Origin of the sequence: Streptosporangium sp. NPDC048047 (genome assembly GCF_040653115.1) — a bacterium.
In the GTDB taxonomy this organism is placed as follows: domain Bacteria; phylum Actinomycetota; class Actinomycetes; order Streptosporangiales; family Streptosporangiaceae; genus Streptosporangium.
In genome coordinates this window covers 59,273-75,951 of the sequence record NZ_JBEZNH010000022.1, presented here as the reverse complement: position 1 = coordinate 75,951, position 16,679 = coordinate 59,273, and the positions used below count along the sequence as shown (strand labels likewise).

Here is a 16,679-nt window from a genome sequence, read left to right as displayed (position 1 = left end):
GGACCGGGAAGGCCACAAGCCCTCCCGGTCCCGGCCCTGATCCACGCAGTCCCTCTTCCATGAACGGGAGGTGACGAAGTGATCGTCTTCATCGCGCGGAGACTGGTCATCTCGTTCTTCGTCCTCCTGGCGGCGACCTTCATCATCTTCGTCCTCACCGCTTTCGCGGGCGACCCGCTTGAGGACCTCCGCCAGGACAACAGCCCTCAGAAGCTCACCAAGATCGCCGAGCGGTCCGAGCGGATGCAACTCGACGTCCCCGTCGTGCTGCGCTATCTGGGCTGGCTGGGCCGGATCGTCCGCGGCGATCTCGGCGTGAACCGCGACGGCCAGGCCATCGCCCCCATCCTGAGCGACGCGCTCTCGGCGACCCTGCAGCTCGTGCTCGCCGCGACCGTGCTGGCCATCACGGTCGGCATCGTCATCGGCATCATCTCCGCGCTCCGCCAGTACAGCGGTTTCGACTACACCGTCACCTTCGCCGCCTTCATCTGCTTCTCCCTGCCGCTCTTCTGGGTGGCGGTCATGCTCAAGCAGTACGTCGCCATCGAGTTCAACAACTGGCTGAAGGACCCGGTCATCCCGCCCGCGGTGATCGGCGCCCTCGCCCTGCTCGGCGGCCTGATCTTCGGCGCGCTCACCGTCGGCGACCGCAGGCGCCGGCTCGTCGCCTTCGCCGTCGGCCTCGTGGCCGGCGGCGCGCTGTTCACCCTCCTGTCGGTGACCCGCTGGTTCGCCGACCCCGGCCTGGGCACCCCCCTCATCCTGGCCTTCGGCCTGGCCGCCGCGGTCGGCTTCACCGCCCTGACCGCCGGCCTGCAGTACCGTGGCCCGCTGTACGCCACCCTCGCAGCCGCCGTGATCGGTGCGATCTGCTCGCAGATCCTCGGCCCCGTGCTGACCGACCCGACCTGGCTGGAGATCGGCGGCCTGCTGCTGCTGACGATCGCCGTCTGCCTCGGCCTCGGCTACGTCCTCGGCGGCCTGCAGCGCCGCCAGGCGATGACCGCCGCCACGCTGACCGGCGTTTTCACCGGCGCCATGGTCTTCCTGGACCGGATGTTCCAGGCGTTCGCCGGCTACAGCGACACCGTGCGCCACCGCCCCATCTCGACGATCGGCGCCCGCACCCCCAACTATCAGGGCGACTTCTGGCAGACGGGCCTCGACAGCGCCGGCCACCTGCTGCTGCCGACGATGGCCCTCATCCTGATCTCGCTGGCCACCTACACCCGGTTCAGCCGGGCCAGCATGCTGGAGGTCATGAACCAGGACTACGTGCGCACCGCCCGGGCCAAGGGCCTCCCCGAGCGCACCGTCGTCCTCAAGCATGCCTTCCGCAACGGCCTGATCCCGGTCACCACCATGATGGCCTTCGACCTCGCCGGCGTGATCGGCGGCGCGGTGGTCACCGAGAACGTCTTCGGCTGGCGCGGCATGGGCTTCATGTTCACCAAGGGACTCATGGAGGTGGACCCGGGGCCGGTCATGGCGTTCTTCCTGGTCACCGGGGCCACGGTGGTCGTGTTCAACATGATCGCCGACATCCTCTACGCCTACCTCGACCCGCGCATCCGGCTGTCGTGAAAGCATCGGAGACCCACTCATGACACTCAGCGCACAAGCGCAGGCACCGGATGGCGGCGCCGAGCAGGGCATGACGATCGTCGCCCGCACCCAGGCCCAGATGGTGCGACGGCGGTTCTTCCGGCACCGGGCCGCGCTGGCCGGGATGATCGTCTTCGGCCTGGTCCTCGTGCTCGCTTTCAGCTCCATCGGTTTCGCCGGCATCCCGGGCTGGTGGCACCAGAGCTACATCACCACCGGGGCGCTGGTGAACCAGGGCAAGCCGACGCTCAGCCTGTCGCCGTTCACCATCGGCGACCATCCGTTCGGCCAGGACGACATCGGCGTCGACTACTTCGCCAAGTCCATGCGCGGCGCCCAGCAGTCGATCATCGTCGCCTTCCTGGTCGGCATCGTGGCCACCGTGGTCGGCGCCGTCGTCGGCGCGGTGGCCGGCTACTACCGCGGGCGCGTCGAGGCCGTCCTGATGCGCGTCACCGACGTGATGATCACCATTCCGGTCCTGGTCATCGCCGCCGTCCTCGGCCGCAAGTTCGGTGACGCCGGCGTGGTGCCGCTCGGCATCGTCCTCGGCCTGACGATCTGGCCCACCATGGCCCGCCTGCTGCGCGGCGAGTTCCTCTCGCTGCGGGAGAAGGAGTTCGTGGAGGCGGCCCGCGCGGTCGGCACCCCGGCCCGCCGGATCATCTTCCGGCACATCCTGCCCAACACCATCGGCGTGATCGTGGTCAGCGCGACGCTGGCCACCGCGAACGCGGTGCTGCTGGAGTCGGCGCTGTCGTTCCTCGGGCTGGGCGTGCAGCCCCCCGACACCTCCCTCGGTCAGCTGATCAACGAGTACCGCACCGCGTTCAGCACCCGTCCGTGGCTGTTCTGGTGGCCGGGCATCTTCATCATCGCGATCGCGCTGTCGATCAACTTCATCGGCGACGGCCTGCGCGACGCGTTCGACCCACGACAGACCCGGGTGCGTGCCTGATGACGACTCCTCCCAACGTGCCGATCGAGCCCCGCAAGGGCGACGTGCACACCTACGACATCGCCAGCACCATCCTCGACTCCGCCGGGGAGGTGCACACCGGCCTGCAGCGGGACGCCGTACGGCCCCCGTCGGAGGACGAGATCCTCCGGGTGCAGGACCTGAGCGTGGAGTTCCCGACCGAGGACGGCGTCGTGCACGCGGTCCGCGGCGTCTCCTACAGCCTGCGCGAACGCGAGGTGCTGGGCATCGTCGGCGAGTCGGGCTCCGGCAAGTCGGTCTCCTCCATGGCGGTCATGGGCCTGCTGCCCAAGAGCGCCCGGGTCAAGGGCCGGATCCTGTTCCGCGGCGACGACATGCTGAAGATGTCGCCCCGCAAGCAGCGGGGCCTGCGCGGCCGCAAGATCGCGATGATCTTCCAGGACCCGATGACCGCGCTGAACCCGGTGCACTCGATCGGCGACCAGCTCGCCGAGGCGGTGCTCGCGCACGAGCTGATGCCCCGCAAGAACGCGCTGGCCCGCGCCAAGGAGATGCTCGACCTCGTCGGCATCCCGCAGGCCGAGGCGCGGCTGCGCAGCTACCCGCACGAGTTCTCCGGCGGCATGCGCCAGCGCGCGATGATCGCCATGGCGGTCATCAACAACCCGGACGTCATCATCGCCGACGAGCCGACCACGGCCCTCGACGTGACCGTCCAGGCGCAGATCCTGGAGAAGCTCCTGGAGGTCAAGGACGCGGTCAACGCGGCGATCGTGCTCATCACCCACGACCTCGGCGTCATCGCGGGCATGGCCCACCGGGTGCTGGTGATGTACGCCGGGCGGCCGGTCGAGATCGGCGAAACCGACCCGGTCTTCGAGGGGCCCCGCATGCCGTACACGGCGGGCCTGCTGGGGTCGATCCCGTCGCTGGAGACCTCCGGCAGCCGGCTCCGGCCGATCAAGGGCACTCCCCCGTCGCTGATCAACCTGCCGACCGGCTGTCCCTTCTCGCCGCGCTGCCCGCTGGCCGACGAGGTGTGCCGGACCACCGAGCCGGAGCTGGCCGAGACCGACAGCGGCGGGCACTTCGCGGCCTGCCACCACTGGGACCGGCTGGCCGCGGTCGAGGACCCGACCGTGTTCTTCCGCACCGAGAGCGAGACCAAGGCATGAGTGTGACGACCGAGGAGACGCCCGCCCCGCAGCGGGAGCCGGACAGCGGCGACCATCTGCTCAAGGTCGAGGACCTGGTGATGAACTTCCCGGTCCGCGGCGGCGGTTTCCTGCGCCGGGTGGTGGCGCAGGTGCAGGCGGTCAGCGGCGTGTCCCTGCACGTGGACGAGGGCGAGACCCTCGGCGTGGTGGGCGAGTCGGGCTGCGGCAAGTCCACGACGGGCCGGGCGATCCTGCAGCTGCACAAGCCCACCTCGGGCTCGGTGCGCTTCCAGGGCAAGGAGCTGACCGCCATGTCGGTCAAGGAGCTCCAGCCCGTACGGCGCGACATGCAGATCGTCTTCCAGGACCCCTACGCCTCGCTCAACCCGAAGATGCCGGTCAACGACATCATCGCCGAGCCGCTGAAGGTCCACGAACGCTGGAAGGACGGCGGCCCCGACCGGGTCGCCGAGCTGCTGCGGCTGGTCGGCCTGAACCCCGAGCACGGAAACCGCTACCCGCACGAGTTCTCCGGCGGCCAGCGCCAGCGGGTCGGCATCGCCAGGGCCCTGGCCCTGGAGCCGAAGCTGCTGATCCTCGACGAGCCGGTGTCCGCGCTCGACGTGTCGGTCCAGGCGGGCGTGGTGAACCTGCTGGAGGACCTTCAGGACGCGATGGGGCTGGCCTACGTCTTCATCGCCCACGACCTGTCGGTGGTGCGGCACATCTCCGACCGGGTCGCGGTGATGTATCTCGGCAAGGTCATCGAGACCGGCCTGCGGGACGACCTCTACGACCGTCCCGCCCACCCCTACACCCAGGCGCTGCTGTCGGCGGCTCCCATGGCCAACCCGAAGGAGGAGCGCGCCCGCGAGCGCGTCATCCTCACCGGTGACGTGCCGAGCCCGCTGAACCCGCCGAGCGGCTGCCGGTTCCGGACCCGCTGCTGGAAGGCGCAGGACATCTGCGCCACCGAGGAGCCCGCTCTCGTCGACCGCGGCAACGGCCACCCCGTGGCCTGCCACTTCGCCGAGGTCGCCGGAGCCTGACGAAAGCCCCCCGGGAGATCTCCCGGCACCCCCCACAGACGCGTGAGCCGTACGGGACGCCCCCCACCCGTACGGCTCGCGCCTTGTCCGGGCCCCGCGCCGTACCTGACAGGAGCCGACAGGTACGGGCGGCAGGATGAGGTCCGTTCCACGGGCGCGGAAGACCGGGCCCGTGCCGTACGACGACCGAGGAGTCCCTCAGATGCCCCGTGCCACCGGTACCTTCTCCATCGACAGCTGGGAGCCCGCCCCCTACGACGAGGCGGAGGGGGCCGCGCTCTCCCGGGTCCACGTCGTCAAGACCTTCGACGGCGGTCTGAAGGGCGCCAGCACCACCGACATCATCACCGCCGTCGTCAGTGAGGACTCCGCGGCCTACGCCGGCTTCGAGCGGTTCACCGGCGTCCTCGACGGCCGCGAGGGCACCTTCGTGCTCCACCACAACGCCACCGCCCACGCCGAGGAGTCGGCCCTGAGCTGGACCGTGCTCCCCGGCTCGGGCACCGGCGGTCTGGCCGGCCTCAGCGGCGGAGGGCAGATCGTCAACGACGGCGGCGCCCACTCCTACCACCTGGACTACGAGCTCGGCTGAGCCCTCGCGGGCCGTCCCGCCGCGACCGTCCGGGCGGCCCCGGTCTCCCGGTCTCCCGGGAGCCCAGGAGATCCGGGCCCGGGGCGGGGATCGACTCCTCGGAGGTCCGGCCGGGGCTCAGGCGCCGAGCAGCGCCGCGACCGCGCCGACCGCCGCCGGATACCGGCCGAGCAGGGCCCGCACCCGCTCCTCCCCCGCGTCCGGCACGCCACCCGCGGGCCCCTCCGGCCACTCCGGCGGGCAGCCGAGCAGTCCGGCCACGGCGTCGCACGCCGCGGGGTGCCGGGCCAGCAGACCGGTCACCGGGCCGCTCGGCGCGGGCGCCGCCCTGCCGGGCCGGCCGGTCCGGGCGGGACCGGCCGGACGGTCCCACGGCGGGGTCCATCCGTCCAACTCGGCCAGCCCGCCGGGGAAGCTCCGGCCCGCCTCCCGGACGAGCACCGGCACCAGCTCCGGCACGTTCCGGCGCAGCGTCGCGATCAGCGTCGGCAGCCACGGCAGCAGGACGGGGTCGGGCAGCCGCGCGAACGCCTTGGACAGCGCCTCCACCACGAACGGCGCCAGGCCCGGGACCGGATCGAGCGCCTGGACGAACCCGCTCAGGTAGAGCGGGAAGGCGGGAACGACCAGCGGGTTGTCCAGCAGTCCGTCGCACCGGGCGCGCAGCTCCTCCCTCGGGAGCAGGCCCAGCTGCGTCTCGGCGGCCCACAGCAGCGCCACCTTGGCCGGGGCCTCCGGGTGCGACTGCCGTACGGCCAGCTCCAGCTGGGTCCGGTCGCAACCCAGGGACAGCGCCAGGCCCTCCATGGAGAACAGGAAGCCCAGCATCGCGCCGACCTGGCGGACACCGCTGTCGTCGGCGAAGGCGGACGGCAGCAGCGTGCAGTAGTGGGCGTACCCGGCGGTGACGAACGCCTCGCACCAGGCCGGCAGACCCGGCGCGGCGGCGCGGTAATGGGCCAGCAGCCGCCGCATCCGGCGCAGCACCTCGGGGGCGTCGTCGACGGTGCGCTCGGCGGCCAGCAGCTCCACCGCGCGGGCGCCCAGCTCGTCGGCGAAGCGGCCGCCGCCCAGGTAGAGGATGGCGTCCTCCACCGCCTCCAGCGCGGTCCCCGCGGTGGCCCGCGGGTCCCGGACCTTGCGGCGCAGCCGCTGCTCCAGCACCTGCTCGACGGTGACGCCCTCGTAGCCCAGCTCGACGATCGACCGCTGGTGGCGGCCGATCGCCAGGTCCCAGCTCTCCTGGATGGGCCGCTCGCCGAGGCGCCGCACCCCCATGATGGGCCGGGCCGCGTCGTCGGGCAGCAGGTAGCGCAGCATCCACAGCAGGTCCGAGCACGGCCGGAGCTCCGGGTTCGCCGTCAGGTCCAGCAGAACCCGCTGCTGGGTGCGCCGGCCCAGGTCGATCCCCAGGGGCTCCAGCCGGTCGTAGACATCACGGGCCAGCGGGGGAAGCGCCTCGTAGCCGACCACGCCGACCCGGTCGCCGCCCAGCAGGATCTCGCACAGGCGGCGGACGTCGCGACGGCCGGGCACCGCGTCCTTCTCGATGCAGGTCACCGCGGCGTCGGCGAAGTCGTACGGCGTCGGCCTGGCCCGGCCGCGCACCCCCGCGAGCAGGATCGACGTCTCGAACACCGCGATGGCGTCGGCCGTGCTGGCGAGGTAGCCGTTGCGGCGGGCCAGCCGCACGATGTCCACGCACCACCCGCGCAGCTCGTCCTCGTCCAGGCCGTCCAGCGCGGGCGGGGCGGCCAGGAATCCCGACAGCCGGTCGGGAGCCGGCTCCGGCTCCGGCGCCGCCGCCGTGACCGCCTTCCCGCTCTTCCCGTTCTTCCCGGCTTTCCCGGTTCTGGCGCGGCCGCCCTGCTGCCCCGCCAGCCGGTACGGCGTGACACCACCCCGGGCCGTGGCCTTGGCCCAGGTCGCCGCGGCGATCGACACCGACCCCTGGGCCAGGCCGAACTGCGCCTCGATGGCCGAGTGGCTGGAGGGGATGAGCCCGTACAGCCAGTCGGTGGCCGTGCGGGGGGTGATGACGTACGGAGGCGCGCCGGACTCCAGGCCGAACTCGGCGACCCGGCTGACGGCGTGGAAGGCGCCGCACACGTACAGGCACTCCGCCGGGTCGGCGCCGGAGGCGGCGAGGTGCTCGCGGATCCGGGTCCACATGTAGCGCTCACGCTCCTCGTCGACGGCCAGGCGGTCACCGTCGGAGGGGCGCAGCCGGCGGAACAGGCTGCCGATCAGCGCCATGGCCTGCCGGTAGGTGTCGTGGTCCGCGCCGGTCAGCGGCTGCTCGACGTACTGGTCCCACCACTCCGACCAGTGGCGGACCTTGCCGTGGTGCAGCAGGTACGCCTCCAGCTCGGCGAAGCCGGGCCGTAGGTCGCCGATCTCCACACCCACGGCGTCGCCGTGCAGGGCCACCTCCTCGTCCCGCCCGTCGTCGGCCTCACCGGCCGGGGAGGCCGGACCGCCCGGAGCAGCCGGACCGCCCGGGGAAGCCGGGGCGGCCGGGGAAGCCGGGGCGCCCGGGGAAGCCGGGGCTCCCGGGGAGGCGTGGCCGTCCGGAGCGGCCCCGGACCCGTCGCCGGCCGGCTCCCGGGGCAGCCACTGGAAGACGTGGTCCACCGAGCGGTCCACCAGCACCAGCTCGACGCCCGGGGTCTCCAGCGCGTAGGCGATGGCCTGGTACTCCGCCGACGCCTCGGTCACCGGCGCCACCACGCTGAGCGGGCCGGAGCCGGCCGGGAAGCCGTCCAGCCGGGTGGCGAACGCCTGCAACGCCACCGGCAGCCTGCAGTTGCGCAGCTCGGAGAGGAGCGGCTGCAGGTCCTCGCACAGCTCCAGGTAGACGACCTTGGGCCGCTTGCCGCGCAACCGCCGCGTCATGGCCAGCGCGGAGGCCGGCGAGTGGTGGCACACCGGGAAGATCTCCAGCTTCTCCCCCAGCATCCGGTCGACGTCGTCGACCATGCCGGCCAGGATGCCGGACAGGGTGTCCCCGCCGCCGGAGAACGCCTCGGCGGCGTCGAGGAGCTGCTCGCGCAGTGCGTCGAAGGCGCTCATGACAGCGTCGAGATCGCCTGGCGGCCGCCCTCGAGGAAGCCGGTCCACTCCCCGCCGTCCTTGCGGCTGCGCGGCTCGACGACGCCGTGCCAGTACTTGTTCAGGATCGCGAGGTCCTCGGGGGAACGCCTGGCCAGCGACCCCACCAGGGCGCCGCCCAGCGTCTCGGCGCGCAGCGCCCGGTCTCCGAAGAAGTGGCTGTGCAGGATGGCGTCCTCCAGCACGCCGATCTGCTCGGCGGTGGACAGCGCCGACTCCAGCTTCTCGTCCTCGCTCGCGGCCGACGCGGCGGCGGCGCGCAGGTCGGCGAAGCTCTGCAGCAGGACGTCCAGCAGCGTGGGCGGCACGTCCAGCTCGATGCTGTGGCGGCGCAGCAGCTCCGTGGTGCGGAAGCGGACGATCTCCGCCTCGCTGGTCCTGTTCGTCACCACCGGGATGCGGACGAAGTTGAACCGCCGCTTCAGCGCCGAGGACAGGTCGTTGACGCCCCGGTCTCGGCTGTTGGCCGTGGCGATGATCGAGAAGCCGGGCCGGGCGAACACGGTGTTGTCGGTTTCGAGCTCGGGGATGGACACGTACTTCTCGGACAGGATCGAGATCAGCGCGTCCTGCACGTCGCTGGTCGAGCGGGTCAGCTCCTCGAAGCGGCCGATCATGCCCCGCTCCATCGCCGTCATCATCGGCGAGGGGATCATCGACTCGCGGGACTGCCCTTTGGCGATGACCATGGAGACGTTCCAGGAGTACTTGATGTGGTCCTCGGTGGTGCCCGCCGTACCCTGGACGACCAGGGTGGAGTTGCGGCAGATGGCCGCCGACAGCAGCTCGGCCAGCCAGCTCTTGCCGGTTCCCGGGTCGCCGATCAGCAGCAGGCCGCGGTCGGAGGCGAGCGTCACGATGCTGCGCTCGACGAAGCCGCGGTCACCGAACCACTTCTGCGGGATCTCCCGGTCCAGGCCGTCGGAACGCTCGGATCCGAGAATGAAGAGCCGGACCATCTTGGGGCTGAGCCGCCAGGAGAACGGCTTGGGCCCGTCGTCCACGGACTCCAGCCAGTCGAGCTCCTCGGCGTACTTCACCTCGGCGGGCGCGCGCAGCATCTCGTTGTTCATCAGGGGTTTCTCCTAAAACGGGGAAGTTCTCAGGCGAGGAAGTTCTTCAGCTCGAAGACGAGCTTGCGGATGTGGCCGGAGATGACGGGCGCGCCGAGGTTCTTGAGCTTCTGCCGGAACCACGGGTTGACGCTCTGCTGGCCGCCGCTGTTCACCGAGCCCACGGGGATGATCCGGACGCCGGAGCGGTGCAGCGCCTCCATCCCGGCGAAGACGGCGTCGCAGTTCCACTCGTAGAAGTCCGAGATCCACACGACCACGGTGTTGCGCGGGTCGGCGACCTTGGGCTGGGCGAGGGCCAGGGCGGCCGTGCCGTCGGTGCCGCCGCCGAGCCGGGTGCGCAGCAGCACCTCGAACGGGTCGTGCACCCAGGGGGTGAGGTCGAGCGCGCGGGTGTCGTAGGCGATGAGGTGCACGTCCACCTTGGGCAGCCCGGCGAAGATCGAGGCCAGGATGGTGCAGTTCACCATGGCGTCGACCATCGAGCCCGACTGGTCGACGACCACGATCATCCGGGCCGGGACGGTGCGCTTGGCGGTGCGCCGGTAGTACAGCCGGTCGACGTAGAGCCGCTGGTCCTCGGGGTTGTAGTTGACGAGGTTCTTCCAGACGGTGCGCTCGACGTCGAGGTTGCGGAACACCCGCTTGGGCGGCACCGACCGGTCGACGACGCCCGCGCCGGCCTTGACGACCTGCGTGCGCAGCACCTCGGCGACCTCGTCGACGAACCTGCGGATCAGCGCCTTGGCGTTGGCCAGCGCCACCCCCGACAGGTTGGCCTTGTCGCGCAGCAGCTGCTCGACGAGCGACATGCTGGGGGTGAGCCGCCTCGCCAGGGCGGGGTCGGCGAGGACCTCGCGCAGCCGCATGCGGCGCACCAGGTCGGCCTCCAGGTCGGCCAGCACCCCGGACAGCTCGCCGCCGCTCTCGCCGTACCCCGTACCGGGGCCGTGTCCCGCGCCGGGGCCGCCGCCGGGCCCGCCGGAACCCGCCGCGGCGCCCGGAGCACCGCCCTGGGCGCCGCACGCCCCGAGGGCCTGTGTCAGCCAGTCGGCGTCCTGCTGCCAGGCCGCCAGCTGGGTCGCGGTGACGTCGCCCGTCCCGGTGCCGAAGACGTTGAGCAGCAGCTTCGACACCAGGGCCGCCCTGCGCACCTCGTCGCCGGGCACGTGCTCCCCCGGTGCGAGCAGGTCCCGGAACTCGCCGGCCAGCTCGGGGAAGCGCTGCACCAGCGTGTCGACCGACACCGAGGGGTCGAGCAGCGCCGCGGGCAGGCCGAGGTCGCCGACGACCGCCATGCTCGCGGTCTCCAGCGCGGGCTGCTCGTCGTGGTCGAAGAGACGGGCGAGGAGCCGCCAGTAGAGCACCTGCCGCCGGTTCCGCGCGGCGCCCGCGGGGAGGCCGTCGCCGTCGGTCGCGGGGCCGCCGCCGCCCACCGGAGCGTCCGGGCCTTCGGGAGCGCCCTCGTCCGTGAGGATGTCCTCGTCCGTGCGAATGTCGTCGCTCATCTCCGCAGCAACCGCCCGGCTCGCTCGCGCAGCACCGCGACCGGGTCCCCAGCCCTGGCCTCGGCCTTCACCGCCTTGGGATCGGTGGGGCCGAGCGCCCAGTCGCCGGTGGCGACCTCGACCGTCTCCTTCTTCACCTTCGCCTGTACGGCGAGCGGCTGCAGCAGCCATCGGCCGCCGTCCCAGCGGACGAGCCCGACGCACGCCGTGGAGCCCGCCACCAGCTTCGGGGTGAGCGGGCCGCAGGCGGGCAGCCGCTCGGTGTCCACGGCGAGCACGCCGCCGCCCAGGTCGAAGGAGCCGTCCTTGGTGACCTTGTAGTCCTCCACCAGCACGGGTTCGGCGACGCGCACCGGGACGCGGTCCAGGGGCGGCACCGCCGGGGCGAGCGCGCCGGCGAGGTGCAGCCGGGCGGTGGTGAAGGGGTCGGCGGGCTTGCCCAGGAGGGCCCGGTCGTCGTCCCAGAGCAGGTCTCCGCTGTCGAGCAGCGGCAGGTCCGTGACGTCCAGGCAGCGGCGGTCCGCCAGCGCGGCCAGCAGCGCGCCGTGGCGGTGCGGCAGCTTCCACACCGCGGGACCGGTGATGGTGTCCACCTTCGCGGCGGTGACGCCGGTCCGCACCAGCCTGGGCCGGCCGCCGCCGGCGGGTTCCAGGACGGCGTGGACCTGGAACTGGACGGCGGTGCCGTGCTCGTGCACGTCGACGCCGAGGATCAGCAGCCGCCCCGACACCGCCTCCGCGGGCCGGGGGGCGCCGGACGGGACGGCTTCGTGCGACAGCAGCACGGCCCGGGTCCACAGGTCGGCCCAGCGGCGGACCGGCAGGTGCTCCATCGTGCCGACCGGGCAGGAGGCGCGCAGCTCGGCGGCGAGGCCGTCCAGCAGCACCGCGAGCCTGCGCCGCCCCGGCAGCGCCGGCAGTCCCTCGATGGCCTGGTCCGCGGCGGAGACGAGGTCGTGGTCGACGCCCCGCCATCCGGTGATGGCCAGCTCGCGCAGCCAGGAGCGGACCCCGCCGAGCGGGCCCCCCTCGTCGCCGTCCTCGGGCTCCGGCCCGGCGCTCCAGGGGGCGCGCTCGCGGCCCAGCGTCGCGTCCAGGTCCGCGAGCAGGGCGTCGTGCACGGCGCCGAGCAGTGCGGCCCGGCCGCCGGCCAGGGCCGTCAGGTGGTCCTCGGTGATCGATCCGGAGGCGACCCCGGCGGCGGCCTCGGCCAGCCGCCCGCCGATCGGGGTGGCCGCGAACGCGCCGGCCAGCGCGGCCAGAGCCTCGGCGCGTTCCTCGGCGAGCCGGGCCAGGCCGTGCACGAGGGCGTCGTCGAAGCCGGTCACCAGGTCGAGCGCCTCCGCGGTGCCCTCGGGGTCGCCGTCGAGCAGTGCGGCCAGCTGTACGGCGAGCATCAGGCCACCGTCCCCGCGGCCGGGAACCAGTGCAGCTCGGGGATCGGCGCGGTGGTGTCGGGGACCTCCAGGTAGGCCAGGTGGCGCAGGAAGCGGCTGAACACCATGGCGGCCGGAGCCGGCTCGTGGGCGCCGTCCAGGCAGTCGATCAGGTCGGCGCCCTCGGGGACGTCGGCCCGCAGGTAGCGGGCCACGCGGCCGAGGCCGTACTGCAGCACCGCCTCGGCGGCGAGGGCGCGCAGGTGTTTGCACGGCGCGCCGTACAGGCCGCCGCACGGGCGGTTGTTGTTGGTGCTGCAGTTGTAGGCGTGGGTGCCGGCGGCGACGGAGGAGACGTAGACCCGGCCGATGTCCGAGCCGCTCGACACCACGCCCTGCAGCCGGCCGTCCGCCAGCTCGACGAAGGGCACCTTCGCCAGCTTCCGGGGCTGGACGGGCGGCACCACCCGCACCCTGCTCAGATGCTCCCGCGCGGCGCCGCCGCCGGGTGAACGTTCGATCATGATCAGGGAACGTAGTGGATCACTCCGACAGAAATCCGCGGAGAGGACGTCCCGCCGACGCGAAGATGTCTCCCCGGCACGGGGGCGTCCCGCCGGGGAGGGACCCGCGGGCCCACCTTTACGCGCGCACCGCGCCGTCCGCGGTGTCTCCGGTGGCGGCGATGCCGGCCTCGATGCCGTCGAGGAGCCGGGTCAGGCCGAGGACCGAGCCGGTGTCCCAGTCGCCGCCCATGGCGGGGCGGCCCTGTTCGCCGGCAGAACGCCGCTGCTCGGCGCGAGGCGCGGCCCTCCTTTTGACACCTCATGACCTACGCCGTACCGTGCGGCGCACGGAAAAGGTAGGCCGCCGTACTCGAAGCTGACCAGCCGACGGGTGCGGCGCCGGTGTGGTCGAGGAGCAACGGTGGCGAGTGTTTACGAATACCCGGTCGACGGTTTCACCCCGACGGCCGAGGACGTCGCGAGCGTCGAGGCGTGGTTCGCCCGGTACGACGACCTCGCCATGAAGGTCGACGGCGAGGCCATGGCCGACATGGCGATGTTCCCGCTCAACGAGGTGACCGACGACTCGGCGGGGAACGGTTTCGCCGAGCAGGTGACGCGCGAGGAGTACGTCAGGCAGATGGCCGAGACGATGGGCGCGCCGGGCGAGGTGTCCATGGAGTCGGTCAGGAAGCCGATCTTCCTGTCGAAGAACCTGGTCTTCGTCGTGACCGACGCCGTGATGACGTACGGCGGGCAGTCCCACATCGCGCGCTACGGCGACCTGCTGGTGAAGAAGGACGGCGAGTGGGTGTTCCAGACCATGGTCCAGGGCGGCTGGGGCGACATGCGTAAGGCCGCCCGGCAGGGCGCCTGAGGCAGCGGGCCGACACCCGGCCGGGGACCGTGGGGCGTGTCCCGCGATCACGCCGGCCGGGTGGCGGAGAGATCCCGACGGAGGCGATGTCAAGGGCGTCCTGATGGGTGGGGCGCCCTTGGCGTCACGGGTGCCGGCGGCACGACGCCGGTGGGACCTGTTGACGCGCCACCGCACCGTGCCGCGTTCCCTGTGGCGGTCGCGGCCGGAAGACCGATGGCCGGTCCCCTTCGGAGCCGAGTTCGAGGCGGTCGGTGTACCGACCCGACGAGATGATCAGTGATGCGCCCGCAGTGGCCGCACACCGCCGGCGCCCTTCTCCGCGGTCGGCACGCACGATCGGACGATCCGTCGACAGCCACGTCAGCCGGGAGAAAAGCGAGATCCCGCCCGATCAGGTGATCGGGCGGGATCTCGTCAACCACTTCCGGGCCGTCCCGGGAACGGCCCCGCGGTGGAGCTATGGGGATTCGAACCCCAGACCTCCTCCATGCCATGGAGGCGCGCTACCAGCTGCGCCATAGCCCCTCGGTGCTCCACCCGGCCTTCCGCCCGGCGGCACCAGGCCAGTGTATAGGACATCGGACCGTGAGCCGTCCTCGATTCGGCGCGGCACGGCACGGTGCGGTGCGGAACGGTGCGGTGCGGAACGGTGCCCGACCGGCTCGGTGCCGCCGGAGGAGCGGCGCGGTGCGGCGTGACCCGGTACGGCCCCCCGGCGTTCAGCGGAGGGAAGCGGCCCGGCCGACCAGGCCGGCGAGCTCGCGCACGGCGGCGTCCGAGGGCTCCGGGTAGTCCTGCCGGAAGGAGTTGACGAACTCCTCGGGCCTGATCCGGGCCGGTTCCGGCCGCTGCCCCTCCTTCAGCAGCCGCCTGGCGTAGTCGTAGGACGCGGTGTCCACGTCGAGGGCGAAGCGGGAGCGTTCGGACCGCCTCACTTCGGTGCCGGTCGCGCCCGTCACGGCGTCTCGATCCGTTCATGGCGTCCAGGCTTACGACAGATACCTATATGTCTGGAAAAAGACGTCATAAGATCTCTCACCATGCGCGTGTATCTCGGCTTGGCGGTCAGACACCCGGGGGCGGTGATCCCGGAGGAGACGCTGCACCTCGTGCGGAACGCGATCGACACCGCGTTCCCCGTCCCCCCCGAGGTCATCAGGTCCCGGGAGTGGCACCGTCCCGGCGTCTCGATGTTCGCCTGGACCAACGAGCCGGACGACTCCCGCAAGCCGCACCTGCTGGTGACCGGGCCGGACCGGGTGACCGGGGTGAACGGCTACCTCGCCGTGCCCGGCGAGGTGGACCGGCTGGCGGGCGCGGCGGACCTGGACACCCAGGCGGTGAGCGGGTGCTTCGCGGTGTTCCGGGCGACCACGGCGGAGCTGTCGGCCGCCACGGCGATCCACCGTGCCGGCCCCGTCTACTACGCGGAGACCCCCGACCTGCACATCGTCGGCAGCCGGGCGCTGCTGGTCCACCTCGCCGCCTCGGGTGAGCGGATCGAGTGGGACGTCCTCGCGCTGCAGTCGATGGTGCGCCAGGGCTACTTCCTGTCCGACGAGACCCCCTACCGGGGGGTGAGCGCGCTGCCCCCGGCCTCGGTCGTCACCGTCGCGGGCGGGCGCCGTACGATCACCGAGAACCCGCTGCCCACCGCCGGGCCCGCGCCCACCTCGCGCAGGCAGAAGAAGGCGCTGGTGGAGGAGCTGGCCGATGCCCTGCTCGCGACCGTGGAGCCGCTGCGCGCGGCCGGCGAGCCGGTGAACCTGGCCCTGACCGGCGGCCGTGACAGCCGTCTGGTCGCGGCGGTGCTGCACGCGGCCGGTCTCCCGCTGCGCGCCACCACCAACGGTCTGGACACCCACCCCGACGTGGTCATCGCCGGGCGGATCGCCCGCGCGCTCGGCATCGAGCACACGGTCATCCCCCCGGTCCGCGCGGAGAAGAAGGACGCCATCGTCGTCGAGCACCCGCTGGCGCGGACGTACGAGACGCTGCGGGCGTGCGAGGGCATGACGTCGGCCTACGAGTCGATCGTCGGCTACCTGCCCTACAACGCCAAACCCACCATGTCGGGGCAGAGCGGGGAGATCCTGCGGGCGGGCGGGTTCCTGCTGCTGCAGTCCGACCTGAGCGCCGAGGCGCTCGGCCGCCGGATCGACACGACGTTCCTGCGGGAGAAGGCGCTGTTCCGCGGGGAGGCCAACGAGCACGCCCGTGAGCTGGCCCGCCCCTGGCGGGAGCGGCCGGCCCTGGAGGCGCTCGACCACATGTACATCGCCTACAAGGTCGGCCGCTGGCAGGCCGGGGCCCGCGCCGGGGCCCACCGCCGGGGCGACCCCGTCTGGCCGTTCCTCGACAACCGGGTGGTGCGGGCGGCGCTGGGCCTGGACCAGCTCTGGCGGCTGTCGGAGGAGGTCATCTACGAGCTCATCGGCCGGCTCGCGCCGCCGCTCAGGCACATCCCGATCGAGGGCAAGCCATGGCGGTTCACCGCCGGGAGACGCTACTACCCCTGGCAGCGCAGGCCGCAGACGCTGTCGGCGCCGAAGACCGGCGGCGGCGGGTGGAACTGGCGGACGAGCCCCGGGGAGGAGCTGACCGGCCTGCTGCGGGACCATGTGCTCGGCCACCTCGACCTGCTGGCGCCGATCGTGAACCCCGACGCGGTCCGCGCGCTGTTCGACGGGCCGTCGCTGAAGAAGCCCACCCAGGTCTGGCATCTCTACACCGTGGCCACGATGCTGTCCGGTGCCTACCCCGGTAAGGCTCCCGAGGGTCTGGAGCCGGTCACCATCCCGATTCCGTCCTGAGTCCCCGCCGGGGCGCGTCCGGCCGGTACCGGGTTCGCCCGGCGCGCCGCCCGCGGGTCCGCCGGA

At 72.4% G+C, this 16,679-nt stretch carries 13 protein-coding genes and 1 tRNA gene; 7 read left to right on the top strand and 7 right to left on the bottom strand.

From position 1 onward, the window contains the following. Window positions 1-78 precede the first annotated feature (78 nt). From AB0D67_RS20420 to AB0D67_RS20400, 5 genes are all read left to right on the top strand, one after another. Window positions 79-1,587 carry an ABC transporter permease gene (locus tag AB0D67_RS20420; RefSeq protein WP_362937631.1) on the top strand — a complete coding sequence of 503 codons (1,509 nt, stop codon included), beginning with the start codon at window positions 79-81 and terminating at the stop codon, window positions 1,585-1,587. A 19-nt stretch (window positions 1,588-1,606) separates the two neighbouring features. Next, window positions 1,607-2,566, top strand: coding sequence for an ABC transporter permease (locus AB0D67_RS20415; RefSeq protein WP_362937628.1), 960 nt, complete (start codon window positions 1,607-1,609; stop codon window positions 2,564-2,566). After that, the gene (locus tag AB0D67_RS20410) at window positions 2,566-3,723 is read left to right on the top strand and encodes an ABC transporter ATP-binding protein (protein WP_362937625.1); all 1,158 of its coding nucleotides are present in this window, start codon (window positions 2,566-2,568) and stop codon (window positions 3,721-3,723) included. Before AB0D67_RS20415 ends, AB0D67_RS20410 begins: the two co-directional genes overlap by 1 nt. Further along, window positions 3,720-4,754: a dipeptide ABC transporter ATP-binding protein gene (locus AB0D67_RS20405; RefSeq protein WP_362937622.1), complete on the top strand. Its 1,035-nt coding sequence runs from the start codon at window positions 3,720-3,722 to the stop codon at window positions 4,752-4,754. The genes AB0D67_RS20410 and AB0D67_RS20405 overlap by 4 nt, the downstream gene beginning before the upstream one ends. A gap of 202 nt (window positions 4,755-4,956) precedes the next feature. Beyond that, window positions 4,957-5,346, top strand: a complete 390-nt coding sequence (locus tag AB0D67_RS20400; RefSeq protein WP_362937619.1) for a DUF3224 domain-containing protein — start codon at window positions 4,957-4,959, stop codon at window positions 5,344-5,346. A gap of 117 nt (window positions 5,347-5,463) precedes the next feature. On the opposite strand, the gene AB0D67_RS20395 is transcribed toward AB0D67_RS20400, so the two are convergent. The 5 genes from AB0D67_RS20395 to AB0D67_RS20375 are packed head-to-tail and all read right to left on the bottom strand — an operon-like array spanning window position 5,464 to window position 12,938. After that, window positions 5,464-8,418 (bottom strand): DUF5682 family protein, encoded by a 2,955-nt coding sequence (locus AB0D67_RS20395; protein ID WP_362937616.1) that lies wholly within the window; start codon window positions 8,416-8,418, stop codon window positions 5,464-5,466. Beyond that, a complete protein-coding gene (locus tag AB0D67_RS20390; RefSeq protein ID WP_362937613.1) occupies window positions 8,415-9,530 on the bottom strand; it encodes an AAA family ATPase in 1,116 nt (371 codons plus the stop codon). The genes AB0D67_RS20395 and AB0D67_RS20390 overlap by 4 nt, the downstream gene beginning before the upstream one ends. Window positions 9,531-9,559: 29 nt before the next feature. Beyond that, complete coding sequence (locus tag AB0D67_RS20385) at window positions 9,560-11,038, bottom strand: VWA domain-containing protein (RefSeq protein WP_362937610.1); 1,479 nt, start codon at window positions 11,036-11,038, stop codon at window positions 9,560-9,562. Continuing rightward, window positions 11,035-12,435, bottom strand: a complete 1,401-nt coding sequence (locus tag AB0D67_RS20380; RefSeq protein WP_362937607.1) for a hypothetical protein — start codon at window positions 12,433-12,435, stop codon at window positions 11,035-11,037. The genes AB0D67_RS20385 and AB0D67_RS20380 overlap by 4 nt, the downstream gene beginning before the upstream one ends. Beyond that, the gene (locus AB0D67_RS20375) at window positions 12,435-12,938 is read right to left on the bottom strand and encodes a hypothetical protein (RefSeq protein ID WP_362937604.1); all 504 of its coding nucleotides are present in this window, start codon (window positions 12,936-12,938) and stop codon (window positions 12,435-12,437) included. Before AB0D67_RS20375 ends, AB0D67_RS20380 begins: the two co-directional genes overlap by 1 nt. 403 nt (window positions 12,939-13,341) lie before the next feature. Here AB0D67_RS20375 and AB0D67_RS20370 point away from each other — a divergent pair, with 403 nt between their 5' ends. Beyond that, window positions 13,342-13,797 (top strand): nuclear transport factor 2 family protein, encoded by a 456-nt coding sequence (locus tag AB0D67_RS20370; protein ID WP_362937601.1) that lies wholly within the window; start codon window positions 13,342-13,344, stop codon window positions 13,795-13,797. 455 nt (window positions 13,798-14,252) lie between these two features. Here the strand turns inward: AB0D67_RS20370 and AB0D67_RS20365 are convergent. Together AB0D67_RS20365 and AB0D67_RS20360 are read right to left on the bottom strand one after the other, a co-directional pair. After that, window positions 14,253-14,325 (bottom strand) — tRNA-Ala (locus AB0D67_RS20365). Window positions 14,326-14,519: 194 nt separating this feature from the next. Then, window positions 14,520-14,759: a von Willebrand factor type A domain-containing protein gene (locus AB0D67_RS20360; protein ID WP_362937598.1), complete on the bottom strand. Its 240-nt coding sequence runs from the start codon at window positions 14,757-14,759 to the stop codon at window positions 14,520-14,522. A gap of 81 nt (window positions 14,760-14,840) precedes the next feature. Here AB0D67_RS20360 and AB0D67_RS20355 point away from each other — a divergent pair, with 81 nt between their 5' ends. Beyond that, window positions 14,841-16,613 (top strand): asparagine synthase-related protein, encoded by a 1,773-nt coding sequence (locus AB0D67_RS20355; RefSeq protein WP_362937595.1) that lies wholly within the window; start codon window positions 14,841-14,843, stop codon window positions 16,611-16,613. Window positions 16,614-16,679 lie beyond the last annotated feature (66 nt).